The sequence below is a fragment of the Escherichia sp. KS167_9B genome (genome assembly GCF_030295215.1).
Lineage (GTDB): Bacteria > Pseudomonadota > Gammaproteobacteria > Enterobacterales > Enterobacteriaceae > Escherichia > Escherichia coli_F.
Window position 1 is genome coordinate 4,270,769 of record NZ_AP025754.1, and the last position, 24,037, is coordinate 4,294,805.

At 50.5% G+C, this 24,037-nt stretch carries 23 protein-coding genes, 1 tRNA gene and 1 other RNA gene; 8 read left to right on the forward strand and 17 right to left on the reverse strand.

What is annotated here, in order from left to right:
• Positions 1-4: 4 nt before the first annotated feature.
• From dppC to QUE34_RS21440, 8 genes are all read right to left on the reverse strand, one after another.
• Positions 5-907: a dipeptide ABC transporter permease DppC gene (dppC, locus tag QUE34_RS21405; protein WP_000084677.1), complete on the reverse strand. Its 903-nt coding sequence runs from the start codon at positions 905-907 to the stop codon at positions 5-7.
• 9 nt (positions 908-916) lie between these two features.
• Positions 917-1,936 carry a dipeptide ABC transporter permease DppB gene (dppB, locus tag QUE34_RS21410; protein WP_000938853.1) on the reverse strand — a complete coding sequence of 340 codons (1,020 nt, stop codon included), beginning with the start codon at positions 1,934-1,936 and terminating at the stop codon, positions 917-919.
• Between the two features lie 307 nt (positions 1,937-2,243).
• Positions 2,244-3,851 (reverse strand): dipeptide ABC transporter substrate-binding protein DppA, encoded by a 1,608-nt coding sequence (gene dppA, locus QUE34_RS21415; RefSeq protein ID WP_032304013.1) that lies wholly within the window; start codon positions 3,849-3,851, stop codon positions 2,244-2,246.
• Positions 3,852-4,514: 663 nt separating this feature from the next.
• Positions 4,515-4,649, reverse strand: a non-coding RNA gene (locus QUE34_RS21420) — RtT sRNA.
• Positions 4,650-4,682: 33 nt separating this feature from the next.
• A tRNA-Pro gene (locus QUE34_RS21425) sits at positions 4,683-4,759 on the reverse strand.
• Between the two features lie 91 nt (positions 4,760-4,850).
• Positions 4,851-6,542, reverse strand: a complete 1,692-nt coding sequence (gene eptB / locus QUE34_RS21430; protein WP_032304014.1) for a kdo(2)-lipid A phosphoethanolamine 7''-transferase — start codon at positions 6,540-6,542, stop codon at positions 4,851-4,853.
• A 323-nt stretch (positions 6,543-6,865) separates the two neighbouring features.
• Entirely contained in the window at positions 6,866-8,074 is a 1,209-nt protein-coding gene (locus QUE34_RS21435; protein WP_032185395.1) for an L-lactate MFS transporter, read from the reverse strand.
• 228 nt (positions 8,075-8,302) lie between these two features.
• On the reverse strand, positions 8,303-9,001 hold the full coding sequence (locus QUE34_RS21440; protein WP_000584470.1) for an autotransporter outer membrane beta-barrel domain-containing protein: 699 nt from the start codon (positions 8,999-9,001) through the stop codon (positions 8,303-8,305).
• 157 nt (positions 9,002-9,158) lie between these two features.
• Between QUE34_RS21440 and tag the strand changes: the two genes are divergently transcribed.
• Together tag and QUE34_RS21450 are read left to right on the forward strand one after the other, a co-directional pair.
• Entirely contained in the window at positions 9,159-9,722 is a 564-nt protein-coding gene (gene tag, locus QUE34_RS21445) for a DNA-3-methyladenine glycosylase I (protein WP_000438948.1), read from the forward strand.
• On the forward strand, positions 9,719-10,159 hold the full coding sequence (locus QUE34_RS21450) for an N-acetyltransferase (protein ID WP_000617470.1): 441 nt from the start codon (positions 9,719-9,721) through the stop codon (positions 10,157-10,159). Before tag ends, QUE34_RS21450 begins: the two co-directional genes overlap by 4 nt.
• On the opposite strand, the gene bisC is transcribed toward QUE34_RS21450, so the two are convergent.
• Positions 10,128-12,461, reverse strand: a complete 2,334-nt coding sequence (gene bisC / locus QUE34_RS21455; RefSeq protein WP_032304017.1) for a biotin sulfoxide reductase — start codon at positions 12,459-12,461, stop codon at positions 10,128-10,130. The genes QUE34_RS21450 and bisC overlap by 32 nt on opposite strands.
• 152 nt (positions 12,462-12,613) lie before the next feature.
• Here bisC and QUE34_RS21460 point away from each other — a divergent pair, with 152 nt between their 5' ends.
• Positions 12,614-13,273 carry an OmpA family lipoprotein gene (locus QUE34_RS21460; RefSeq protein WP_000747625.1) on the forward strand — a complete coding sequence of 220 codons (660 nt, stop codon included), beginning with the start codon at positions 12,614-12,616 and terminating at the stop codon, positions 13,271-13,273.
• A 103-nt stretch (positions 13,274-13,376) separates the two neighbouring features.
• Positions 13,377-14,351 carry a glyoxylate/hydroxypyruvate reductase GhrB gene (gene ghrB / locus QUE34_RS21465; protein ID WP_032304018.1) on the forward strand — a complete coding sequence of 325 codons (975 nt, stop codon included), beginning with the start codon at positions 13,377-13,379 and terminating at the stop codon, positions 14,349-14,351.
• 48 nt (positions 14,352-14,399) lie between these two features.
• Here ghrB and QUE34_RS21470 read toward each other — a convergent pair whose 3' ends face one another.
• Positions 14,400-15,110: a DUF3053 domain-containing protein gene (locus tag QUE34_RS21470; RefSeq protein WP_000190516.1), complete on the reverse strand. Its 711-nt coding sequence runs from the start codon at positions 15,108-15,110 to the stop codon at positions 14,400-14,402.
• A 433-nt stretch (positions 15,111-15,543) separates the two neighbouring features.
• On the opposite strand from QUE34_RS21470, the gene QUE34_RS21475 reads away from it, so the two are divergent.
• From QUE34_RS21475 to QUE34_RS21485, 3 genes are all read left to right on the forward strand, one after another.
• A complete protein-coding gene (locus tag QUE34_RS21475) occupies positions 15,544-15,834 on the forward strand; it encodes an HTH-type transcriptional regulator (protein WP_000455798.1) in 291 nt (96 codons plus the stop codon).
• Positions 15,835-16,114: 280 nt separating this feature from the next.
• Positions 16,115-16,327 carry a transcription antiterminator/RNA stability regulator CspE gene (gene cspE / locus QUE34_RS21480; protein WP_000014594.1) on the forward strand — a complete coding sequence of 71 codons (213 nt, stop codon included), beginning with the start codon at positions 16,115-16,117 and terminating at the stop codon, positions 16,325-16,327.
• 139 nt (positions 16,328-16,466) lie between these two features.
• Positions 16,467-16,538: a hypothetical protein gene (locus QUE34_RS21485; protein WP_212734940.1), complete on the forward strand. Its 72-nt coding sequence runs from the start codon at positions 16,467-16,469 to the stop codon at positions 16,536-16,538.
• On the opposite strand, the gene hokA is transcribed toward QUE34_RS21485, so the two are convergent.
• The 4 genes from hokA to QUE34_RS21505 all read right to left on the reverse strand — a co-directional run bounded on the left by hokA (position 16,515) and on the right by QUE34_RS21505 (position 20,373).
• On the reverse strand, positions 16,515-16,667 hold the full coding sequence (hokA, locus tag QUE34_RS21490) for a type I toxin-antitoxin system toxin HokA (RefSeq protein WP_001135727.1): 153 nt from the start codon (positions 16,665-16,667) through the stop codon (positions 16,515-16,517). The genes QUE34_RS21485 and hokA overlap by 24 nt on opposite strands.
• A 321-nt stretch (positions 16,668-16,988) precedes the next feature.
• On the reverse strand, positions 16,989-19,058 hold the full coding sequence (glyS, locus tag QUE34_RS21495; protein WP_001291786.1) for a glycine--tRNA ligase subunit beta: 2,070 nt from the start codon (positions 19,056-19,058) through the stop codon (positions 16,989-16,991).
• Positions 19,059-19,067: 9 nt separating this feature from the next.
• Entirely contained in the window at positions 19,068-19,979 is a 912-nt protein-coding gene (gene glyQ / locus QUE34_RS21500) for a glycine--tRNA ligase subunit alpha (protein ID WP_001168544.1), read from the reverse strand.
• 94 nt (positions 19,980-20,073) lie between these two features.
• Positions 20,074-20,373 (reverse strand): YsaB family lipoprotein, encoded by a 300-nt coding sequence (locus QUE34_RS21505; RefSeq protein WP_000980156.1) that lies wholly within the window; start codon positions 20,371-20,373, stop codon positions 20,074-20,076.
• A 174-nt stretch (positions 20,374-20,547) separates the two neighbouring features.
• On the opposite strand from QUE34_RS21505, the gene wecH reads away from it, so the two are divergent.
• Entirely contained in the window at positions 20,548-21,543 is a 996-nt protein-coding gene (gene wecH, locus QUE34_RS21510) for an O-acetyltransferase WecH (protein WP_032185402.1), read from the forward strand.
• Positions 21,544-21,584: 41 nt separating this feature from the next.
• Here wecH and yiaA read toward each other — a convergent pair whose 3' ends face one another.
• The 3 genes from yiaA to xylB form a co-directional block, all read right to left on the reverse strand.
• Positions 21,585-22,022 (reverse strand): inner membrane protein YiaA, encoded by a 438-nt coding sequence (gene yiaA / locus QUE34_RS21515; RefSeq protein WP_001296808.1) that lies wholly within the window; start codon positions 22,020-22,022, stop codon positions 21,585-21,587.
• Between the two features lie 45 nt (positions 22,023-22,067).
• Positions 22,068-22,409, reverse strand: coding sequence for an inner membrane protein YiaB (gene yiaB / locus QUE34_RS21520; RefSeq protein WP_010360977.1), 342 nt, complete (start codon positions 22,407-22,409; stop codon positions 22,068-22,070).
• A gap of 167 nt (positions 22,410-22,576) precedes the next feature.
• A complete protein-coding gene (gene xylB / locus QUE34_RS21525; protein WP_032304020.1) occupies positions 22,577-24,031 on the reverse strand; it encodes a xylulokinase in 1,455 nt (484 codons plus the stop codon).
• Between the last annotated feature and the right edge of the window lie 6 nt (positions 24,032-24,037).

Below are 24,037 nucleotides of genomic sequence, written 5' to 3' on the forward strand. Positions count from 1 at the left end.
CCTCTTACTGCTTCAGTTTGGGATCGAGCGCGTCACGCAGACCGTCACCCATCAGGTTAAATGCCAGCACCGTCAGCAGGATCGCCAGACCGGGGAAGGTTACGACCCACCAGGCGCTTTGCGCGAACTGCAATACGTCGGAGAGCATGGTGCCCCACTCCGGTGTTGGCGGCTGCGCCCCCATACCGAGGAAACCAAGAGCAGCCATATCGAGAATGGCGTTAGAGAAACCGAGCGACGCCTGAACAATCAGCGGCGCAAGGCAGTTCGGGAAGATGTTAATAAACATCTGGCGCATCGCCCCGGCCCCCGCCACGCGAGACGCGGTGACGTAATCTCGATTCACCTCCACCAGCACGGCGGCGCGGGTTAAGCGCACATAGTGCGGCAGCGCAACAAAGGTCAGTGCCAGCGCGGCGTTACCAATCGACGGGCCGAAGATAGCCACCAACACAAGCGCCAGCAGCAGACTTGGCAGCGCCAGCATGATATCGACCACGCGCATGATGATGTTATCAACCAGACCGCCAAAGTAACCGGCGATCAGGCCGAGAATAACGCCCATAATCAGCGACAACACCACCACCAGACAACCAACCAGCAGCGACAAGCGCGCGCCGTACATCAGCCGCGACAGCACATCACGGCCTACGTCATCGGTGCCAAGCAAGTGCGCCATGCTGCCGCCTTCCTGCCAGGCTGGCGGGGCGAGCAGTGCATCGCGGAACTGTTCCGCCGGGTTATACGGCGCAATCCAGTTGGCAAAGATCGCGATAAACAACACGATGACGACGTAAACCAGCCCGACGACCGCGCCTTTGTTGCGTTTAAAATAGTGCCAGAACTCCTGTAACGGGGTCATCGGCACCGGTGCGCTAATCACTTTATTTTCAGTAACCTGTGACATGATGCCCCCTTACTTCTTATGACGAATACGCGGGTTCACCACGCCGTACAGCAGATCGACCAGCAGGTTGACGAGGATAATCATCGTCGCCACCAGTAATACACCTCCCTGCACTACCGGATAATCGCGGCGTTGCAGCGCGTCAATCAACCAGCGCCCCAGACCTGGCCACGAGAAGATGGTTTCGGTCAGAATCGCGCCTGCCAGCAATGTTCCCACCTGCAGGCCGATAACGGTCACCACCGGCAGCATGGCATTACGCAGCGCATGGACGATAATCACCCTAAGGCGGGTCAGCCCTTTGGCACGCGCGGTGCGGATGTAATCCTCGCCCAGCACTTCCAGCATCGAGGAGCGCGTCATACGTACAATGACCGCCAGCGGGATAGTACCCAGCACAATGGCGGGCAGGATCATATGGGCGACGGCATCGATAAAGTTACCGTCTTCACCCCAGATGGCGGTGTCGATCAGCATAAAACCGGTTAACGGATTGGAATCATCGAGGAATACCATGTCGCTCACGCGACCGGAGACAGGCGTCAGGTTCCAGTGCACCGAAACCAGCATGATCAGCATCATGCCCCACCAGAAGATCGGCATCGAGTAGCCGGTCAGCGCCAGGCCAACGGCTGTATGATCGAAAATAGAACCGCGTTTAACCGCAGCCAGCACACCAACCGGAATGCCGACCGCGGTCGCAAAAATCATTGCGCAGACGCCAAGTTCCAGCGTGGCCTGGAAGCGCGGCACGAACTCTTCCCATACCGGAATTCGGCTTTTCATCGAAATGCCTAAATCACCGTGCATTACGCCCCAAATGTAATGGAGATACTGCTGCCACATCGGTTTATCCAAGCCGAGTTCTGCCAGCAATTGCGCGTGACGCTCTGGGGAGATCCCACGTTCACCCGCCATGATCATCACCGGATCGCCAGGGATCATGTGGACAAAGGCAAATGTGAGAAGGGTAATACCGATAAACGTGGGGATGACGAGCCCCAAACGTCGGAGAATAAACTGCAACATAACCCGGATTCTCTGTAGTGACCCGCAGCCTGGAACTGCGAGTCTGTATTGCTCACAAATCAATTCCCGCCCTTATAGGACAGGGAATTAAGTATTGCTGCCGGATGGCGCTGCACTTAAAGGCACAGCACCACCGGGTATGCAGATTGTTGACAAAGTACGCTTTGGTCATGCCGGATGCGGCGTGAACGCCTTATCCGGCCTACAAAATCGTGCAAACTCAATACATTGCAGAACTCTCGTAGGCCTGATAAGCGGAGCGCATCCGGCAGTTTTGCGTTTGCCATCAACCTTGTATGGCTTTTAATTATTCGATAGAGACGTTTTCGAAGTGATGTTTGCCTAATGGATCAACCACATAGCCTTTAACTTCTTTGCGTACCGGTTCAAACACGGTGGAGTGAGCGATGATCAGTGCCGGAGCCTGATCGTGCATCACGACCTGTGCTTGTTTGTACAGTTCAACACGCTTGTTGTGGTCGTCGGTAGCACGCGCCGGTTGAATCAGATCTTCAAACGGTTTGTAGCACCATTTTGAGTAGTTGGAGCCTTGTTCAGAGGCAGCGCAGCTGAACAGGGTAGCGAAGAAGTTATCCGGATCCCCGTTATCGCCAGTCCAGCCCATCATTACCGTCTGGTGCTCGCCATCTTTCGCACGCTTGAGGTACTCACCCCATTCATACGTAACGATTTTGGCCTGTACGCCCACTTTCGCCCAGTCAGCCTGGATCATCTCCGCCATGCGGCGAGCGTTCGGGTTATACGGACGCTGTACCGGCATCGCCCACAGGTCGATGGAGAAGCCTTTTTCCAGGCCCGCTTCTTTCAGCAAGGCTTTCGCTTTTTCAGGATCGTAGGTGTAGTCCTGAACGTCGTCGTTATAGCCCCACATGGTTGGTGGGATCAGGTTTTTCGCTGCTACGCCCGCGCCCTGATAAACTGCTTTGATGATGGCGTCTTTGTTCACCGCGTAGGTCAGAGCCTGGCGAACTTTCACGTCATCCAGTGGTTTTTTCTGCACGTTATACGAGAGATAGCCGACGTTCAGCCCCGGCATTTCCATCAGGTTGATGGATTTATCCTGCTTCATGCGGGCGATATCTGCCGGGTTCGGGTACGGCATCACCTGGCATTCATTTTTCTGCAATTTAGCGTAACGCACGGAAGCGTCAGGGGTAATAGAGAAGACCAGCGTATCGATCTGTGGTTTGGTGCCCCAGTAGCCATCAAACGCTTTGTAGCGGATACGGGAATCTTTTTGATACTGCTGTAACTGGAACGGGCCGGTGCCGATTGGGTTGAGGTCCAGTTTTTCCGGCGTACCGGCTTTCATCATCGCGTCAGCATATTCTTTTGACAGAATAGAGGCGAAGTCCATTGCAAGGTCAGCAAGGAACGGCGCTTCCGGGCGAGTCAGCACAAACTGAACGGTGTTGTCGTCCACCTTTTTCACTTCGCTGATCAGCTCCGGCAAGCCCATACCTTCGAAGTATTCGTAGCTGCCGCCAGAAACTTTATGGTACGGGTTTTGTGCGTTTTTCTGACGATCGAACGAGAACACCACGTCATCGGCATTCAGTTCGCGCGTCGGTTTGAATTCTTTGTTGTTATGCCACTTCACACCTTTACGCAGATGGAAGGTATAGGTTTTACCGTCTTCGCTGACTTCCCACTTTTCAGCGAGGCCCGGAATCACTTCAGTGGTGCCGATTTTAAATTCAACCAGGCGGTTATAAAGCGGTACGGAAGAGGCGTCATAGGTGGTGCCGGAGGTAAACAGCTGCGGGTTAAACCCTTCCGGAGAGCCTTCTGAGCAATAAACCAGAGTTTTAGCCTGAACACTTGCTGCGACGGTCATAGCCACCAGGCTGAGACCAAGCTTCAGCATCCCTGACTTTTTCAAGGAAATACGCATTATTCTGCTCCAATTGTGATGTTTGTTGTTTTAACCCTTTGCAGTGGGTTGTCGCTGCCTGACCTTTTTTGTTTTTTACCCGGTCGGGTCAACGTTATGAGGTGGGGATGCCGTACTAATTAACATCAGTGTAACAGTGCGGATCCTCCATAAAATGCCCCTCGTGACCTACAATCTGTCAACAGAATGTGAAAACGTCAATACAGCCAACCGGGATTTACACCAACGGTGAGAATCCACAAACAAAGATTAAAAAAACTTCAAACAGCTATTTGCAGCAGAGAAATTTGTGCTACGCCAACATAACCAGAACAATCAGCTTAATATTTAGCAACATTTGGTGATTAAGTTTTATGCATTTAATGAAAAAAATCTGAGGAAAAGATGGATATCTGAGCGATTAATACCATGAACGCTAAAACGCACAGCGGAAAATGCCAGCGCCAGCCATAAGTAACGCAAAAAAAGATTTAAGCAAATATAAAAAAAGACAATGGATTCTGTCACAAATCCGTTAATGGATAGTGAGATGTGGGGCGCAAATTTGGCAGGGAAATATGTGGTGTGTCGGTCAGATAAGGCGTTCACGCCGCATCCGACAATAAGTGCGGTGCCGTTGCCTGATGCGGCGCTGACGCGTCTTATCAGGCCTACGTTCAGATTTGGTCGGTGCCAGAGGATTACTCGCCACTGCGTGGCTCGCCCTGCGGGCCGTTGCTGACGCAACGTTCTCTCGCTTTGCTCGAGTCGAACCTCTCTGCCCCCGGAGGTTCTTATCCTCTTCAGGTCGCAGAAAGCAAAAAACCAGCCCGTAGGCTGGTTTTTCTAAATTGGTCGGTGATAGAGGATTCGAACCTCCGACCCCTTCGTCCCGAACGAAGTGCGCTACCAGGCTGCGCCAATCACCGAATGCGGGGCGCATCTTACTGCGCAGATACGCCCTCGTCAATCCCTTAATAGCAAAATGCCTTTTGATCGGCGAGAAAGTCAGCAGGCTTCTTAGTTAGCCGCTGCCTCTTTTGCCTGCGGGATGTGGCACCAGTTGTTGTTTTCGTTAATTCCACCATCCGGTGAAGTATAGCCAAGACAACCCATGATGGTGTCGTACAGCTCTACGTGACGGCGTGGCACTTTCATGTCGGCTTCTTTTTTCAGCTGCGCAAATGCCTGCGCATTGACCGGATTTTCCAGATATTTATCTGACATCCAGACCATCATCGGCACACGGAACTGCTCCGGCGGTGCCAGTTCACGCGGCGTGCCGTGCAGGTGCTCGCGTTCATTAATTGACTCACCGTGGTCAGCTGCGTAGAACACAATCGCTTTCTTATCGCGAACCTGATCAATCACGCTGGAGATAAAGTGATCCACATAGGTCACCGAGTTGTCATAGGAGTTGATCATCTGCGCTTTGGTACAGCCGCTATCAACACCAATACATTCCGGCTTCCACTGCGCAAAGCTGCGCGGGTAACGCTGGGTGTAGTTAAAGTGCGAACCTTTGGTATGCAAAATGATCAGATGCTTGCCATCCGGGTTGCGCCCCAGCGATTGCCGCATTTCGTCTACCAGCAACATATCATCTACCGGCTTGCCACGGTTACGTGGCTCCGCACCAATCTGCTCACGATAAGCAATGTTGTCTGCCATCGTGTTGCTGTAGAACCACATTTCGCTTTGCATAGCGTAGAGATCAGAACTGAATCCTAACTGCTTCAATACCGCGAAAATGTTCTGTTCTTTTAATGTGCGCTGCGGATTATCTTCTGCTCCACCCTGACGCACAAACATGCAACGCAGAGAAAGTTTGGTCGCCGTGTCACAAGAATAGCCACGAAACGCCGCCAGATTTTTCTCCTGAGCCAGTTTCGGTGTGGTATTGCGTTCATAGCCGAAAATGCCCATATGATCCCAGCGCGTGGTTTCACCAATAATGAAAACGACATATGTATCATCAACGTTTTGTGGAGCCTGGTACGTAAACTTCTTCGCAGGGTTAAGGAGAGAATTGTTATCGGAAGATTCATCGACCCGCGCCCAGGCATAAAGACCTAACGCCGAAAGCCAGTTTGATGGCAGATAAGAGTTCGCGACAACGCCACCATAACTCGGCAAATCAACACCTGTCGCCCTCTCCACTTTCTTCTGCTGGATATCCAGCAAACGAATCGGTGCCCAAACCATAATACCTGCCAGTACGACGACCGCCAGGCTGCGAATACGCTGCCCTGGGGTTCGCAGTTGTCGGAGCAAGGTGTAGTGACAGCGGTTATTCCAGATAAGGATAAGAGGCAATGCGCTAACGGCGATTAACCAGAGAATAAAGTTCAGACCAACAACTTCTTTTGACAGGTCGATATCGGTGGTCATGACGGAAGCGATGATGCCATAACCAATGACCACATTAAGGAAGGTCATGTAATAGCTGGCACCTGCGGAAAAGAGCACCACCAGCGATGCCAGAATTCGCCAGCTGCGGCGGCCAAATAGCGAAAGAAGACGTAGTAAAAAGAAGGTCACCAGTACGGTGGCGGCCAGTTCAACAACAGCAGAAATGCCTTTCCAGACGGTAAAATCGTGCGCATAGCTGCCGAAGCGGCGGTAAAAAACCGCGCCATTCATAAAAAGGCCAATATAGATTGCAAGCAAAAAGCTCAGCTTCTGCTGTGTAATCGATTTGATGTATCTCATGCAAACAAACCCTGGACAAACAGGTGATAACACCCTGCTTTGTGGCTTTTCAGGCTCGGCAGGGGAAAAGTGCGGAGGTAGTCAGATAAGTAAAATCTACACGCGCGAATAAGTAGACCACAGCAAAGGGAAAAAGTGTGGGGAAAGAGTGTGCATGAAGCACAAATTTACAAAAATGCAAGTTTGAAAAGAGACTTTAGCGTTACAAAAAGCAGTAAAAAGGGCCAGTTCACTGGCCCAAATTTTACGCGTCATTGTTTATACATTGCGTTGAAGCGTTTGATTCACACTAAGGCTAAAGCCCAGTAGCTCGCGGCAGGTCATTAAAGGGAGCCATGCGCCTCACGCAACATTTTCTGCTCTGGCTGGCGAATCGTCGTAGAAAGCGCCAGTGACAGAATCAGCAGGGCGAAAATCACGTAGAAAGTCACATAGAATCCGCCAAACAGTGAAGCGATAATCGAACCACAAATGCTGCCGATACCGAAACCGAGGTAAATCACACCGTAGTTTTTTGCCAGATTATTTAGGCCGAAGAACTCACTGACCAGTGACGGGAACACCGTGATAGTGCCGCCGAAGTTAAATGCCACGCAGGCAATCGCTGCAAAGAACGTCACTGCATTCAATGGGGCAAACAGCAGGGCCGCCATGCCCACCAGCGAAATGACCTGACCAATGGTGATAACACGGATACGGGCGATTTTGTCAGACAGAATGCCCAGCACCAGACGACCAGAAAGGTTGGCGATGGAAATAACCGTCACAGCATTGGCTGCGGAAATTGCATCAAGATGCGCCAGACTTTGAGCGATATCTTTCGCCACGCCAATCACATACAGGCCACTCATGCAGGCAGTCAGGAACATAACTGCTAACATCCAGTACTGCGGTTTACGCATCGACTCTGCCAGCGTGTAATCCTTCTCCACCACACCATTGCTGGTTTTCACTTCCTGTTTCGGCGCATCTTTCATTAACGTTGCGCCAAAGATAATCATCACCAGTACAATCGCGCCCCAAATAACAAAGGTTTTTTCCAGACCGACCGTTTCCAACAGTTGCGTATCGATAAATTTGAAACCCAGACTACCAAGTCCATAAGAACCAATAGCGAAAGCAGAGATGAGTCCCTTACGCTCCGGGAACCACTTCACGCAGTTTGAGAGCGTCAGCAGGTAGCCCGCACCATCTGCCAGACCAACCAACACACCGGCGCTTAACCACAGCATCATCAGGTTGTTGGAATGTGCTGTCAGGAAGAAACCTAATCCCAGCAAAATGCCGGAAGCCATAGTGACGCGTTTAACACCAAAACGTTCTTGCAATTTGCCCGCAACAGAAGACGAAATTGCCAGCCCCAGACTTAACAAGCCGAAAGAGAAAGCAACCTGGCTTACCGGAGCCCCCAGCTTGGCAGAAAGCGCGCCGTTAAACAGACTCCAGGTATAAACCGACCCCAGGGCAAACTGGGTAATGATAGTACCGATGAGTGTCAGCCAGCGAGTACGCTGATAATTTGAAGGTGTCATGGCAGTATTCCTGCAGTAATAAAAAGGAAAAATCTCTGCTGACAACCATAACGAAGTGCACTTTATGCCTGGGGAAAAACGGCATGAAATGCCATCAGAACGGAATGAAATGCCTTAGTTCAGGAATGAATGACGTGACAATTATTCACCAAATTTATTATTTGGTAAGTTAGCACCCACTATCGCCACAACTGTTGTTATTCAATGGTTTTAATTGTGACTGTTACGTTAAAATCTGGCACTAACCCCCATCGTATACAGATAGTCATTATTGTTCGTGGTATTTTCTGCCTGAGATAACGCAGCGTAGGCGGCAATATTTTGATTGAGCAACATATCAGCACCTACCGTGACATCCAGCCAGTTGCCGTTCTGGTTTGTCGCCGTCATCCGGCTTAAGCCTGATTGCGCCTTCCAGATATTCTCGCCAAATTGCTGGTTATAGCTGATTTGCGCCCAGGGTCGGAGATCGCCAAGCCGGGAGTCAACACGCCAGCCTAAGGTACTCACGCTGGCATGCCATAACGGATCAGTCAGTGTAGTAGTACTGTCGCCAAACTCGTTATACATCGAGGTGGTTGTACCATCGTAATGTAATGCCGCGACCGGGCCGGTTGTAACCTGTTCATATAAAGGAAAATTCCAGCCCATACTCATACTGCTGGTCACATCCACAGGGGTTTCTTCCGCCAGATTGACTTCCAGTCCCAGCGCCCTTTGGCTACTTTGAATACGTTGCGACAGAATATCGTTGTAATCAGGTTGATGATCGCTATCCCAGGTGTAGCGCTCTGTGGAATGTCCGGGTTGCGTATCAACGATATATTCTTGTTGCCAGGCGTAAGCTGTGTTGAGAAAAAAGGCACTGATTACCACGCTCGCCAGCAGGCTTAACTGCCAGCGACCACCGCTTTTTTTTATGATCATTAACACGACTCCAGAGAAGAGCCGAATTCGGCAATATTATTGTCATTGTATGAAGGATATCGGGCATAGTAGCCCTGTATTAAATATTGACTTTTTCACCGATGCGTCAAGAAAAGCGGCTGAAATTTTTACGATCGGGTACATAGCGAGGGAAAGTATGGAACGTTGCGGCTGGGTGAGTCAGGACCCGCTTTATATTGCCTACCATGATAATGAGTGGGGCGTGCCTGAAACTGACAGTAAAAAACTGTTCGAAATGATCTGCCTTGAAGGGCAACAAGCAGGGTTATCGTGGATCACCGTCCTCAAAAAACGCGAAAACTATCGCGCCTGCTTTCATCAGTTCGATCCGGTGAAGGTGGCTGCAATGCAGGAAGAGGACGTCGAAAGACTGGTACAGGACGCCGGGATTATCCGCCATCGCGGGAAAATTCAGGCAATTATTGGTAATGCGCGAGCGTACCTGCAAATGGAACAGAACGGCGAACCGTTTGCCGACTTTGTTTGGTCGTTTGTCAATCATCAACCACAGGTGACACAAGCCACAACGTTGAGCGAAATCCCTACATCTACGCCCGCCTCCGACGCTCTATCTAAAGCCCTGAAAAAGCGTGGTTTTAAGTTTGTTGGTACCACAATCTGTTACTCCTTTATGCAGGCATGTGGGCTGGTGAATGATCATGTGGTTGGCTGCTGTTGCTATCCGGGAAATAAACCATGATTCGGGAAGCGCAACGTTCAGAACTCCCCGCGATCCTCGAATTGTGGCTGGAAAGTACAACCTGGGGGCATCCCTTTATAAAAGCGAATTACTGGCGTGATTGCATTCCGCTGGTGCGGGATGCCTATCTTGCCAACGCGCAAAACTGGGTCTGGGAAGAAGACGGTAAGCTTCTCGGTTTTGTCAGCATTATGGAAGGCCGATTTCTGGCTGCAATGTTTGTCGCACCGAAGGCCGTCAGACGCGGTATTGGTAAGGCGCTAATGCAGTATGTGCAGCAGCGCCATCCCCATCTGATGCTGGAGGTTTATCAAAAAAATCAACCGGCGATAGATTTTTACCATGCGCAGGGTTTTCACATTGTCGACTGCGCATGGCAGGATGAAACCCAACTACCCACCTGGATTATGAGCTGGCCGGTGGTTCAAACGCTGTAAGTGTCAGTTCCGGACCGTTGTATTTTTCCAGCCATGCCAGCGCCGTATTACCCGCACAGCCATTCCCCAGCCGCGAGCTGGGGAGATCTTTGGTCAGAACGTTCACCGCGCCGTTTTTACAAATACCGTCAGCGGTTAAATCCAGATCCGGCCATGCCCCTTCATGAATGCAAATCACGCCAGGTTTAATTCCCTCGCTAATGACCGCTCCGGCAAGAATTTGCCCGCGTGCGTTCCACAACCGAACAATATCGCCATCTTGTATGCCGCGCGCCTGGGCATCGTCAGGATGAATGGTGACAGGCTCACGATTTGCCACCGCGTACAATTCGCGCAGAGAACTGTAATTCAGCTGGCTGTGCAGACGATGTGCCGGATGAGCAGAAAGTACCTGCAACTGTTCCGGTTCGGCATTGCCCTGCCATTCGTCCGGCTCCAGCCACATTGGATGCCCAGGGCAATCCGGATAAGCGTAATCGGCAATACGCTGCGAGAAGATTTCAATCTTGCCGCTGGCGGTTTTTAATGGATGCGCCTGCGGATCGCGGCGAAAATCGGCGAAGCGAATAAACCGCTCGCTGTCCGGGTTTTCCGGCATCTCAATTAACTGGTTGGCTTCCCAGAACTCAGCAAATGGCGGCAATTCAACCTGCTGGCTTGCCCCGCGCTGCCGTGCAACGTTATAAAACGTTTCCAGCCATTGCAGCTCACTTTTTCCTTCCGTAAACCGCGCATAGCCGCCCTTCTCCCAACGTTCACTCAACTCGGCAAAGACATCAAAATCATTACGCGCTTCATAACGTGGAGGCACCACTTGCTTCATCGGCACCAGATGCTGATTACTGTAATCGCCGGTCATGGTGAGGTCATTACGCTCAAACGAGGTGGTTGCAGGGAGGACGATATCGGCGTGTTTCGCCGCTGCCGTCCAGAAGCATTCGGAGATCACCACCAGCTCCGGTTTTTGCCAGGCACGAATCAGGCGATTGGTATCCTGATGATGAGTAAAGTTGGCGCCGCCCGCCCACCAGATAAAACGAATATCCGGGAAGTGACGGTTCATGCCATTGTGTTGGTATGCACCGCCAGGGTTTTCCAGAGCTTCAACAATACGGGCTACGGGGATTTTATCTACCGCATCGGTGCCACCTGGCAAGCTGCCCTGCATAGATGAAAGCACCGCAGCGCGGCGCGTAGGGTTACCACCATTGGCAAAATGGTAAGAAAGACCAAAGCCCCCGCCAGGCGTGCCGATTTGCCCTAACATTGCTGCCAGGGTGACGATCATCCAGTGTTTTTGCTCACCAAACTGCTGGCGCTGCATTCCCCAGCCAGCCATCAGCATGGTGGTATTTTGATGAAAAATAGCCGCCAGTTCGCGGATTTTTTCTGCGTTAATCCCACAAATTTCTGCCGCCCATTCGGCATTTTTCGCTATTCCGTCACTCTCGCCCAGCAAATAAGAGGCGAAGACGTCATAACCTGTGGTGCAACGCGCCAGAAACGCTTCGTCGTGCCAGCCATTTTCCACCAGCGTATGGGCGATCCCCAGCATCAGCGCAACATCGGTGCCCATGTGCGGTGCCACCCACTCCATTTTATCGCCAAAGAAATCGACGGTTTCCGATCGCATTGGATCAATGCAGATCAGCTTTTTCCCGCTGTCACGCAGTGCGGAAAAGTAAGAAAGCCCCTGCTCATCGGATGCATTCCACGCAATTTTCAGCGTATTGAGAGGGTTAGCGCTCCACAACACCACGACATCGCTATGTTCCAGCACCAGCGGCCAACTGGTTTGCTGTTGATAAACTTCGCTGCCCCCCACGACATACGGCATGATCGCCTGTGCTGCACCGGTCGAATAATCCCCCAGATGCCCGGTATAACCGCCTGCCAGCGCCATATAGCGTTGTAATAATGTCGAGGCCTTATGCAGCACGCCGTTTGAACGCCAGCCGTAGGAACCAGCAAAAATCGATGCCGGACCATAAGCCTCACGAATGCGTTTATGTTGATGATGGATGAGATCCAGCGCCTCATCCCAACTCACGCGAACAAATTCATCCTGCCCACGAATGCCTTGCGGGTTTTCCGGTGACGCGAGAAAGCCCTTGCGCACCATTGGAAATCGTACCCGTGTTTTGCTGTGAACCTGGTCGCGAACCGCACTCTGCAAGGAGTTTTTCATTTCTGTGACTAACGCGCCACGCGAGCTAAACACGGTTTCGCCGTCGGTTTCAACCAGCATGGGCCCCCAGTGAGCGGCAGTAAGAACAGAATAACGTGAGGATGAGTTGGCCAAACCGAAGGCTCCTGAAAGATTAGATGTATTGAGCAGTTAAATATTACTTACAAATTTCCGAGTATTCCCAGGAATAATCTTCATGTTCACGCGGCATAATCTCCCGCCACGGAACCCGTGGCAAAGAATAAAAAGGTTATTAAGGATTAACAATGAAGAAACGTGTTTATCTTATTGCCGCCGTAGTGAGTGGCGCTCTGGCGGTATCTGGCTGCACAACTAACCCTTACACTGGCGAACGCGAAGCAGGTAAATCTGCTATCGGCGCAGGTCTGGGCTCTCTCGTTGGCGCGGGTATTGGTGCGCTCTCTTCTTCGAAGAAAGATCGCGGTAAAGGCGCGCTGATTGGCGCAGCAGCGGGTGCAGCTCTGGGCGGCGGCGTTGGTTATTACATGGATGTGCAGGAAGCGAAGCTACGTGACAAAATGCGCGGCACTGGTGTTAGCGTAACCCGCAGCGGGGATAACATTATCCTCAATATGCCGAACAATGTAACCTTCGACAGCAGCAGCGCGACCCTGAAACCGGCAGGCGCTAACACCCTAACCGGCGTGGCAATGGTGCTGAAAGAGTATCCGAAAACGGCGGTTAACGTGATTGGTTATACCGACAGCACGGGTGGTCACGACCTGAACATGCGTCTCTCCCAGCAGCGTGCGGATTCCGTTGCCAGCGCGTTGATCACCCAGGGCGTGGACGCCAGCCGCATCCGTACTCAGGGCCTTGGCCCGGCTAACCCAATCGCCAGCAACAGCACCGCAGAAGGTAAGGCGCAAAACCGCCGTGTAGAAATTACCTTAAGCCCGCTGTAATCCCTTTCATGCCAGGTGATGCAAAAATCACCTGGCATTCTTCAGTTTTCCTTCATCATATTTCAGGCTAAGGTGATCGCCTTATCAGTGAATGGAGAGAAGAATGAAGCCGTCCGTTATCCTCTACAAAGCCTTACCTGATGATTTACTGCAACGCCTGCAAGAGCATTTCACCGTTCATCAGGTGGCAAACCTCAGCCCACAAACCGTCGAACAAAATGCAGCAATTTTTGCCGACGCCGAAGGCTTGCTGGGTTCAAATGAAAACGTTGACGCCGCATTACTGGAAAAAATGCCAAAACTGCGGGCCACTTCAACGATCTCCGTAGGCTATGACAATTTTGATGTCGATGCCCTTAATGCTCGAAAAATCCTGCTGATGCACACGCCAACCGTATTAACGGAAACCGTCGCCGATACGCTGATGGCGCTGGTGTTGTCTACCGCTCGTCGGGTTGTGGAGGTAGCAGAACGGGTAAAAGCAGGCGAATGGACCGCGAGCATAGGCCCGGACTGGTACGGCACTGACGTTCACCATAAAACACTGGGCATTGTCGGGATGGGACGGATCGGCATGGCGCTGGCACAACGTGCGCACTTTGGCTTCAATATGCCCATCCTCTATAACGCGCGCCGCCACCATAAAGAAGCAGAAGAACGCTTCAACGCCCGCTACTGCGATTTGGATACACTGTTACAAGAGTCAGATTTCGTTTGCCTGATCCTGCCGTTAACTGATGAAACGCATCATCTGTTTGGCGCAGAACAATTCGCCAAAATGAAATCCTCCGCCATTTTCATTAATGCCGGACGTGGTCCAGTGGTTGACGAAAATGCACTGATTGCAGCATTGCAGAAAGGGGAAATTCACGCTGCCGGGCTGGATGTATTCGAACAAGAGCCACTGGCCGTAGATTCTCCGTTGCTCTCAATGGCCAACGTCGTCGCCGTACCGCATATTGGTTCTGCCACCCATGAGACGCGTTATGGCATGGCCGCCTGCGCCGTGGATAATTTGATTAATGCGTTACAGGGAAAAGTTGAGAAGAACTGTGTGAATCCGCACGTCGCGGACTAACCGCGACTGCGGGAAGTAAAGCCCGATAATCGCTCGGGCTTTTACTCTTTATTGGGTTGCAGTGACTGCTGTAGTCCAGGCCTGATTAAACGCCTGATGCTGTGCCGGTAATGGCGCAATCAGTTTGTTATATTCACTTGCCTGCTGCGAAGTCGGGAACTGGATGCCATTTGCTACAAAACTCACCTGAGTACCTTGCTGAGCAATGTAGTCTCCAACCATCACCAGTTGTTGCGTGAAAGTTTGTGCCGCCGGAATCAACGGTTGCAAAGCATCAGCTGGCGTCGTTACCACTTTGGTGAATGCCTGATCAAAGACCGGTTTCAGGTCATCGCTCTGTTTTAGCGCAGAGTGCGCAGCATCGGCCTGCAACTTCGCATTTTGCAGCTGTTGCGCCAGCACACCCAGAGAACCGTTCATTTCACGCAATGGGCCGCTTTGCGTAACGTAATCCTGCGGTACGCGAATTGCGTTAACGCTGTCTACAACCGGGCGCAGACCGGAATCCATCGCCTGATTCACCTGCTGAGAATAACCATACAGAATCGCGTAATCAGAGACAAAAGGACCAAACTGTTTTTTCTGATCGGCAGTCAGGGTTGGTAGACGTTCACCGCTACGCATCACTGTATTCTGCAGGAAGTCGATAAACGCTTTACGCTGATCGCCTTCTTTATCAAAACACCCACTCAGGCTAACTACCATTAATAACGCCGCAAGAGGCGCAAACCAGCGAGAGCAGGACTTTCCTGTCGCCATTTTCTTACTCCTTTCACCCAAAAAAAGCGCACAACGACACACGCGTGTCTGACGTGACAAGGATAGTCCAGGACAGGCTTGCAGGATACCCTTTCTACGTAATCTTCCTGGTAAAATCATGGAGAAAACGAAACAAGGTTAATTTGTTGTTTCATTGTTAAAAAATGATAGTGCCGTTGCTTTTTTTGTAGCCAGAGATTTACGCCTTCTCAGAACGTTAGATTTTCGAAATCTTTACAAACCGGGAGTGGTAAGAGATATATCGGCATTTATCAGATCGTTAGGTGGCTATAAGTCACGCTAAATGACTGGCTGAATCGAATCATAGCCAGAGCATGCCCTGACTACACCCCGCTGTGTCTGTTTTTCCCGACTATTCTTAATGAGCTTCGATGCAATTCACGATCCCGCAGTGTGATTTGAGGAGTTTTCAATGGAATATAAAGATCCCATGCATGAGCTGTTGAGCAGCCTGGAACAGATTGTTTTTAAAGATGAAACGCAGAAAATTACCCTGACGCACAGAACAACGTCCTGTACCGAAATTGAGCAGTTACGAAAAGGGACAGGGTTAAAAATCGATGATTTCGCCCGGGTTTTGGGCGTATCAGTCGCCATGGTAAAGGAATGGGAATCCAGACGCGTGAAGCCTTCAAGTGCCGAACTAAAATTGATGCGTTTGATTCAAGCCAACCCGGCATTAAGTAAGCAGTTGATGGAATAGACTTTTATCCACTTTATTGCTGTTTACGGTCCTGATGACAGGACCGTTTTCCAACCGATTAATCATAAATATGAAAAATAATTGTTGCATCACCCGCCAATGCGTGGCTTAATGCACATCAACGGTTTGACGTACAGACCATTAAAGCAGTGTAGTAAGGCAAGTCCCTTCAAGAGTTATCGTTGATACCCCTCGTAGTGCACATTCCTTTAACGCTTCAAAATCTGTAAAGCACGCCATATCGCCGAAAGGCACACTTAATTATTAAAGGTAATACACTATGTCCGGTAAAATGACTGGTATCGTAAAATGGTTCAACGCTGACAAAGGCTTCGGCTTCATCACTCCTGACGATGGCTCTAAAGACGTGTTCGTACACTTCTCTGCTATCCAGAACGATGGTTACAAATCTCTGGACGAAGGTCAGAAAGTGTCCTTCACCATCGAAAGCGGCGCTAAAGGCCCGGCAGCTGGTAACGTAACCAGCCTGTAATCTCTGCTTAAAAGCACAGAATCTAAGATCCCTGCCATTTGGCGGGGATTTTTTTATTTGTTTTTCAGGAAATAAATAATCGATCGCGTAATAAAATCTATTATTATTTTTGTGAAAAATAAATTTGGGTGCAATGAGAATGCGCAACGCCGTAAGAAAGGCGGGAATAACTTCCCGCCGAAGACTCTTACTCTTTCAAATTGCAGGCTAAAAATGCCGCCAGCTCATAACTCCCCTGTTTAATATGCAATTCACACAGTGAATCTCTTATCATCCAGGTGAAAAATAAAAGCGTGCAACAAATCACTATTAAAGAAAGTAATCTATATTTCTGCGGCATTCCCAGCCTCCTGTGTTGATTTCCAACGAGTAAGAGGCTAACCTTATGGTGTTCAGGCATAGGGTAGCCTCACTTTGATTTATAGTCAGGTGGGGCTTTTCTCTGTCTGCCTTTCGGTGAATACCTGAGACAAACAGTCTCAAGCACCCGCAGCTATTCTAGTTTAATAAGTTCGTTTCTTCTCCTTGATATAATCCTAAAAAAATCTCATAAAATTAATATATGAGACAATCTTTATTCAGCAGAAGATTATTAAAGGTTGCTCTATTATTTAGCGATAAAAAAGCCTGCCAGATGGCAGGCTTTTTAATAACGACGTTATTACTGCAACAGCGAAATATCCGCAACTCGCAGGAATAATTCGCGCAGTTTCTCCAGCATGGTAAGACGGTTGATTCGCAATTCTTTGTCATCAACCATGACCATCACTTTATCGAAGAAGGCATCAACCGGTTCACGCAGCTCAGCCAGTTCGACCAGCGCATCCTGGTAACGACCTTCAGCAAAGTACGGCTCTAGCTTGTCACGCAGCACCACAACCTGCATCGCCAGTTTAATTTCTTCCGGCTCTTTCAGAGTAGAGGCATTCACGCGGTCGCTCAGCACTTCGTCAGATTTCGCCAGAATGTTAGATACACGCTTGTTCGCCGCCGCCAGTGCTGCAGCTGCATCCAGGGTACGGAAGTGCGATACCGCTTTCATTCGGGCATCGAAATCAGCCGGACGAGTCGGACGACGCGCCAGTACCGCCTGGATGGTGTCAACGGTGTAACCTTCGTCCTGATACCAGGCGCGGAAGCGACCGAGCATAAAGTCGATAACATCATCAACCACGTTGGCATTAGTCAGCTTATCGCCATACAGACGCACTGCTTCTTCGGTCAGGGTTTGCAGGTCAAGATTGAGGTTCTTCTCAACGATAATACGCAGCACGCCAAGTGCGGCACGACGCAGCGCAAACGGATCTTTGTCGCCTTTCGGATGCTGGCCGATACCGAAGATACCCGCCAGAGTATCCATCTTGTCAGCAATCGCCAGCGCACAAGCCACTGGGTTAGACGGCAGGTCATCACCGGCAAAGCGCGGCTGATACTGCTCGTTCAGCGCCACGGCAACATCTTCCGCTTCGCCATCGTGACGCGCGTAGTGCATCCCCATAACGCCCTGAGTGTCGGTGAACTCGAAGACCATGTTAGTCATCAGGTCACACTTAGACAGCAGGCCCGCACGGGTGGCATGATTCACGTCAGCGCCAATCTGTTCAGCAATCCAGCCAGCCAGCGCCTGAATGCGGTCAGTTTTGTCGCGCAGCGTACCCAGTTGTTGCTGGAACAGCACGGTTTGCAGGCGCGGCAGATTATCTTCCAGACGTTTTTTACGGTCGGTATTGAAGAAGAACTCGGCATCCGCCAGACGTGGACGAACGACTTTCTCGTTACCAGAGATAATTTGCTGCGGATCTTTCGATTCGATATTGGCAACGAAGATAAAGTTCGGCAGCAGTTTGCCGTCGTTCGCATACACCGGGAAGTATTTCTGGTCACCTTTCATGGTGTAAACCAGCGCTTCAGACGGCACCGCGAGGAATTTCTCTTCGAATTTTGCGGTAAGCACAACCGGCCATTCCACCAGCGAAGCGACTTCTTCCAACAGGCTTTCGCTTAAGTCAGCGTTACCGCCAATCTTACGCGCCGCTTCTTCGGCATCGGCTTTAATCTTCGCCTTACGTTCTTCGTAATCGGCGATGACTTTCCCGCGCTCACGCAAAATTTCCGGATACTGATCAGCATTGTCGATAGTGAATTCCGGCTCGCCCATAAAGCGGTGGCCGCGAATCACGCGATCGGACTGAATGCCCAGAATGGTAGCCGGAATAACTTTGTCGCCCAGCAGCAGGGTCACGGTGTGCACCGGACGCACGAAGTGCACGTCGCTTGCACCCCAACGCATCAGTTTCGGGATCGGCAGTTTCGCCAGCGAAGTCGCAACCATATTCGGCAACAGTGCTTCAGTGCTTTCGCCCTTCACGTGGGCGCGATACAGCAGCCATTCGCCTTTATCGGTAGTCAGACGCTCAGCCTGGTCAACGGTAATACCGCAACCACGCGCCCAGCCTTCTGCCGCTTTGCTCGGTTTGCCTTCAGCGTCGAACGCCTGGGCAATCGCCGGGCCGCGTTTTTCGATTTCACGATCCGGTTGCGCTTCCGCCAGGTTAGCTACTTTCAGCGCCAGACGACGCGGAGCAGCAAACCATTGAACGGTGCCATGTGCGAGGCCAGCGTTATCCAGCTCCGCAGTAAAGTTCGCAGCAAAGGACTCAGCCAGGCTGCGCAGTGCTTTTGGTGGCAGCTCTTCAGTGCCGATTTCCACCAGAAAAGTTTTCTCAGACATAGCCGCCTCTTACTTATCTTTGTTGCACATCGGGAAGCCGAGGGCTTCACGGGAAGCGTAGTATGCTTCTGCCACTGCTTTGGTCAGGGTGCGAATGCGCAGAATATAGCGCTGACGCTCAGTGACGGAGATGGCTTTACGCGCATCCAGCAGGTTGAAGCTGTGGGCGGCTTTCAGAATACGCTCGTAGGCTGGCAACGGCAGCGGATTTTCCAGCGCCAGCAGCTGCTGCGCTTCTTTCTCGTATTGCTCGAAGCAGGTGAACAGGAAGTCCACATCCGCGTATTCGAAGTTGTAAGTGGACTGCTCCACTTCGTTCTGATGGAACACGTCGCCGTAGGTGGTTTTACCCAGCGGACCGTCGCTCCAGACCAGGTCGTAAACGCTGTCTACGCCCTGAATGTACATGGCCAGACGTTCCAGACCGTAGGTGATCTCGCCGGTAACCGGTTTACACTCCAGACCACCAACCTGCTGGAAGTAAGTGAACTGCGTCACTTCCATGCCGTTCAGCCACACTTCCCAGCCCAGTCCCCAGGCACCCAAAGTCGGGTTTTCCCAGTTATCTTCCACGAAACGGATATCGTGGATAGTCGGATCCATGCCCAGCTCTTTCAGAGAACCAAGGTACAGCTCCTGAATATTGTCCGGCGATGGCTTAATGACCACCTGGAACTGATAGTAGTGCTGTAAACGGTTGGGGTTCTCGCCGTAGCGACCATCGGTCGGGCGACGAGAAGGCTGAACATAAGCAGCCGCCATCGGTTCTGGCCCCAGCGCGCGCAGACAGGTCATTGGGTGAGAGGTTCCCGCGCCGACTTCCATGTCCAATGGTTGAACAATGGTGCAGCCCTGGCGAGCCCAGTAATCCTGTAAGGTCAGGATCAAGCCCTGGAAGGTCCTGGTATCAAACTTTTGCATATTATTTCGTGCTGGATACGTGTGGATTTAAAGGAAGGGATCAGTATACCCGCTGGATGGAAGATATACAGTACGAAACGGGAAAAAGCAGGGCTTAACGCATGGAAAGATGCAAAAAATGGCCATCCGCGTCAAAAGAACAGACAAACTGCTCTTTCCGGAAGGTATAACCGCGCATTTCGTAGCTTCCCTGGAACTGTTCGAAGGCGGTGACGTCGATTTTTTGCTCACCGGTGTTATAACGTTTTGCCGCCTGATCCTTGCATAACGCTTCCATATTCAACGAACGCAGAGGATCAACCTTTACCCGTTGTGCTTTCTGCACGGGTGGCGGTGTCGAGCATCCCACTAACACTACAAGCGCCATTGCCAGAAAGAAAGAGTTCATCATCATTAAATTACCGTCTGGTTTGCAGGTGAGTCTTATTATTTATATCGGTATAGTGGCTGATATCTTACGAATTTCCTCAAGCCTCTATAAGCTGTAGTGATAAAACTCAGATTATTCCAGTGCGCCAACCGAATGATTTATCGGTCAGACTTTTTTTAACCAGATACAGAGACACAGATGCAGCCCAAAATTTACTGGATTGATAACCTGCGAGGGATAGCGTGTTTAATGGTGGTGATGATTCACACCACTACCTGGTATGTGACCAATGCTCATAGTGTTAGCCCCGTCACCTGGGATATCGCCAATGTTCTGAATTCTGCCTCTCGTGTCAGCGTTCCGCTATTTTTCATGATTTCCGGCTATCTCTTTTTTGGCGAACGCAGCGCCCAGCCGCGCCATTTCTTACGTATCGGCTTATGTCTGCTTTTTTATAGCGCAATCGCACTGCTCTACATTGCGCTGTTTACCTCCATCAATGTGGAGTTAGCGCTGAAAAACCTGCTGCAAAAGCCAGTGTTTTACCACTTATGGTTTTTCTTCGCGATTGCGGTGATTTATCTGGTTTCACCGCTGATTCAGGTGAAGAACGTCGGCGGAAAAATGTTGCTGGTACTAATGGTGGTGATTGGTATTATCGCTAACCCAAACACAGTGCCGCAGAAAATTGACGGTTTTGAATGGCTGCCAATTAACTTATATATCAATGGCGATACTTTTTACTACATCCTGTATGGCATGTTGGGCCGCGCTATAGGGATGATGGACACACAGCATAAAGCACTGTCGTGGGTGTGCGCCGCACTGTTTGCGACGGGGGTTTTTATTATCTCTCGCGGGACATTATATGAATTGCAGTGGCGCGGAAATTTTGCCGATACCTGGTATCTTTACTGTGGGCCGATGGTTTTTATCTGCGCAATCACGCTATTGACTCTGGTTAAAAACACGCTGGATACGCGTACCATTCGCGGACTTGGCTTAATCTCCCGCCATTCGTTGGGTATATACGGATTCCACGCCTTGATTATCCATGCACTGCGTACCCGGGGGATTGAGCTTAAAAACTGGCCAATACTCGATATTATTTGGATCTTTTGCGCGACGTTGGCAGCGAGTTTGTTACTTTCTGTGCTGGTACAACGAATCGACAGAAACAGACTAGTGAGTTAAATAAAAGCCCGGTCACCTTGGACTGACCGGGCTTACGTGAATTATTCGCTGTATTCTTCCTGGGTAACCTGTGTTTCTTTTGGTGGGTTTATTCCGGCATCACGAATATTCTTCTGCACCGCTACTGCACCAAACAAGCTTAAGAAGAAAGCCAGCCCATAAAAACCTTTTTCGCTGAGTAATAACGTCGCATTCCACAGACCTACCATCAATAACGCAACAGAGATAATAAAGACAGTCAGGCAGGTCATATAATAAATGGAGGTGGTCGGTATGCCTTCATACTTGTCCCGAACGGTCTTTTGATAAGATGCCGCAGAAAACAGTCCTAGCACCAGCACGGCAAAATAATATCCTTTTTCATTTAACTGCATCTCTGCATTCCATAGCCCTAATAGATAGGTAACGATACCACCAACAAGAGCTATCCATGACACAATACTAAATGCCGGAGAATAGGTTGATATTTTGTTGTCCATCACAGTATTCCTTTCATTCCTGAATGTGTAAGAGCTTTATGTTGCTCATGCCGAGCGAAACAAACGCATTTGACCAAACAAGCAAACAAAAAAGGCGATGGGATAAATCACCATTTCATAAGCATTGATAGGTGCATTTAAAACACCGATAAACAAGAGACCGATTGTGATTAACGCTACCAACTGGCAGACATGGATAAAAAAATCATCCAGTTGCCCGAGTTTTTCAGCACGAAGATATGCATAGTTGCCAAAAGTTGCCGTCATTAACACGCCAAGAAAATAGCCTTTTCCACTTAACAATGGGCATGAGATCCATAGCCCAAGCAGATAAACCAGCGCCCCGACAACAAATAATAGTTTTGCCACAGTCTTTGAGGTTTTCATAACGATCTCCATATCTACCAGCGATACATTACGAGTAACCAACGAAAGACAAAACTGAAAAATGCCATTAACAAATGATTTCAGAATAAATTCATACTAAATATTAATTAATTACTGATATATATAGATGTGAATTATCCCCCACCCGGTCAGGCAGGGGATAACGTTTACGCCATTAATGGCAGAAGTTGCTGATAGAGGCGACGGAACGTTTCACGTCGTGGCTGATAAGTGGCATAACGCTGCGCATCTGGTAAATGCGACTGTTCTAACGGCAGTTGTGGCAACAACTCAATGAGCGATTTCTCTGGATTCGCCGCAATCTGCGCCAGCCTTGCTGCGCCCAGTGCTGGCCCCACATCCCCCCCCGTGCGGTAATCGAGTTGCTGACCGCTGATATCCGCCAGCATCTGACGCCAGTACTCACTACGCGCCCCGCCACCAATCAACGTAACACTTTGCGGTTTAATGCCGCAGGCATGCACGACATCCATGCCATCTGCCAGCGCATAACCCACGCCTTCCAGCACTGCTCGCGCCAGTTCATTGGGGCCATGTTGATGAGTCAAACCAAAGAAAACCCCCTTCGCCTGGGGATTATTGTGTGGTGTACGCTCGCCGGAAAGATAAGGCAGAAACCAGACAGGCTCGGCACTTTCATCAGCCTGTTGAGCAGCCGCGATTAAAGCTGGGACATTGTTCAGGCCCGTTAATTTCGCGGCCCAATCCAGACACGACGCTGCACTCAGCATCACAGACATTAAATGCCAACGCTGCGGTAGCGCATGGCAAAAGCTGTGTACGGCGCTTTCTGGCTTGCTTAAGAACCCTTCGCTGACAGCAAAATAGACCCCCGACGTCCCCAGCGATAACATTGCCTGATTAGCATCAACCATTCCTACACCAACCGCACCAGCTGCATTATCACCACCGCCTGCGACAACTGGCACTGCCGCCATACCCCATGCTTTCGCAACTTCAGGTAGCAAAGCACCAGTAATTTCGCTGCCTTCGTATAATGCGGGCATCTGGTCACGAGATAAGTGGCAAGCCTGCAGCATGACGTCACTCCAGTCACGCTTTGCGACATCCAGCCACATGGTGCCAGCTGCGTCAGACATATCGCTGGCAAACTCCCCCGTCATACGCAGACGCAAGTAATCTTTCGGTAATAATACTTTGTCGATTTGACGGAATATCTCCGGCTCATGCCGCTGAACCCATAGCAATTTAGGCGCAGTAAATCCGGGCATCATCAGGTTACCGGTAATCACCCGTGATTGCGGAACTCGCGCTTCCAGCAAAGTGCACTCTTGCGCACAGCGCCCGTCGTTCCACAAAATGGCAGGGCGTAATACCCGTTGCTGGGCATCCAGTAAGGTTGCACCGTGCATCTGGCCGGCAATACCCAATGCTTTAACGTCCTGCAGAGAATGCTGATCGCCCAGAGCTTTCATTGCGCGATCAGTTGCCTGCCACCACTGTTCCGGGTCTTGTTCCGACCAGAGTGGATGCGGGCGCGAAACGGTCAGCTTTTCCGTTTGCGAAGCAACCACCTCACCCTGCTCGTTGAGCAAAATAACTTTTACGCCCGAGGTGCCAAGATCTATCCCGATATACATATCGAT

Excerpts from the sequence above, each read along its gene's own strand:
- yiaB (WP_010360977.1), bottom strand. The coding sequence starts at position 22,409 with ATGAAAACCTCAAAGACTGTGGCAAAACTATTATTTGTTGTCGGGGCG.
- QUE34_RS21440 (WP_000584470.1), bottom strand. The coding sequence starts at position 9,001 with ATGATCATAAAAAAAAGCGGTGGTCGCTGGCAGTTAAGCCTGCTGGCG.
- dppC (WP_000084677.1), bottom strand. The coding sequence starts at position 907 with ATGTCACAGGTTACTGAAAATAAAGTGATTAGCGCACCGGTGCCGATG.
- QUE34_RS21475 (WP_000455798.1), top strand. The coding sequence starts at position 15,544 with ATGGAATATAAAGATCCCATGCATGAGCTGTTGAGCAGCCTGGAACAG.
- QUE34_RS21470 (WP_000190516.1), bottom strand. The coding sequence starts at position 15,110 with ATGGCGACAGGAAAGTCCTGCTCTCGCTGGTTTGCGCCTCTTGCGGCG.
- cspE (WP_000014594.1), top strand. The coding sequence starts at position 16,115 with ATGTCCGGTAAAATGACTGGTATCGTAAAATGGTTCAACGCTGACAAA.
- hokA (WP_001135727.1), bottom strand. The coding sequence starts at position 16,667 with ATGCCGCAGAAATATAGATTACTTTCTTTAATAGTGATTTGTTGCACG.
- ghrB (WP_032304018.1), top strand. The coding sequence starts at position 13,377 with ATGAAGCCGTCCGTTATCCTCTACAAAGCCTTACCTGATGATTTACTG.
- QUE34_RS21435 (WP_032185395.1), bottom strand. The coding sequence starts at position 8,074 with ATGACACCTTCAAATTATCAGCGTACTCGCTGGCTGACACTCATCGGT.
- eptB (WP_032304014.1), bottom strand. The coding sequence starts at position 6,542 with ATGAGATACATCAAATCGATTACACAGCAGAAGCTGAGCTTTTTGCTT.
- yiaA (WP_001296808.1), bottom strand. The coding sequence starts at position 22,022 with ATGGACAACAAAATATCAACCTATTCTCCGGCATTTAGTATTGTGTCA.
- QUE34_RS21450 (WP_000617470.1), top strand. The coding sequence starts at position 9,719 with ATGATTCGGGAAGCGCAACGTTCAGAACTCCCCGCGATCCTCGAATTG.
- dppA (WP_032304013.1), bottom strand. The coding sequence starts at position 3,851 with ATGCGTATTTCCTTGAAAAAGTCAGGGATGCTGAAGCTTGGTCTCAGC.
- glyS (WP_001291786.1), bottom strand. The coding sequence starts at position 19,058 with ATGTCTGAGAAAACTTTTCTGGTGGAAATCGGCACTGAAGAGCTGCCA.
- glyQ (WP_001168544.1), bottom strand. The coding sequence starts at position 19,979 with ATGCAAAAGTTTGATACCAGGACCTTCCAGGGCTTGATCCTGACCTTA.
- wecH (WP_032185402.1), top strand. The coding sequence starts at position 20,548 with ATGCAGCCCAAAATTTACTGGATTGATAACCTGCGAGGGATAGCGTGT.
- xylB (WP_032304020.1), bottom strand. The coding sequence starts at position 24,031 with ATGTATATCGGGATAGATCTTGGCACCTCGGGCGTAAAAGTTATTTTG.
- tag (WP_000438948.1), top strand. The coding sequence starts at position 9,159 with ATGGAACGTTGCGGCTGGGTGAGTCAGGACCCGCTTTATATTGCCTAC.
- QUE34_RS21460 (WP_000747625.1), top strand. The coding sequence starts at position 12,614 with ATGAAGAAACGTGTTTATCTTATTGCCGCCGTAGTGAGTGGCGCTCTG.
- QUE34_RS21505 (WP_000980156.1), bottom strand. The coding sequence starts at position 20,373 with ATGATGATGAACTCTTTCTTTCTGGCAATGGCGCTTGTAGTGTTAGTG.
- dppB (WP_000938853.1), bottom strand. The coding sequence starts at position 1,936 with ATGTTGCAGTTTATTCTCCGACGTTTGGGGCTCGTCATCCCCACGTTT.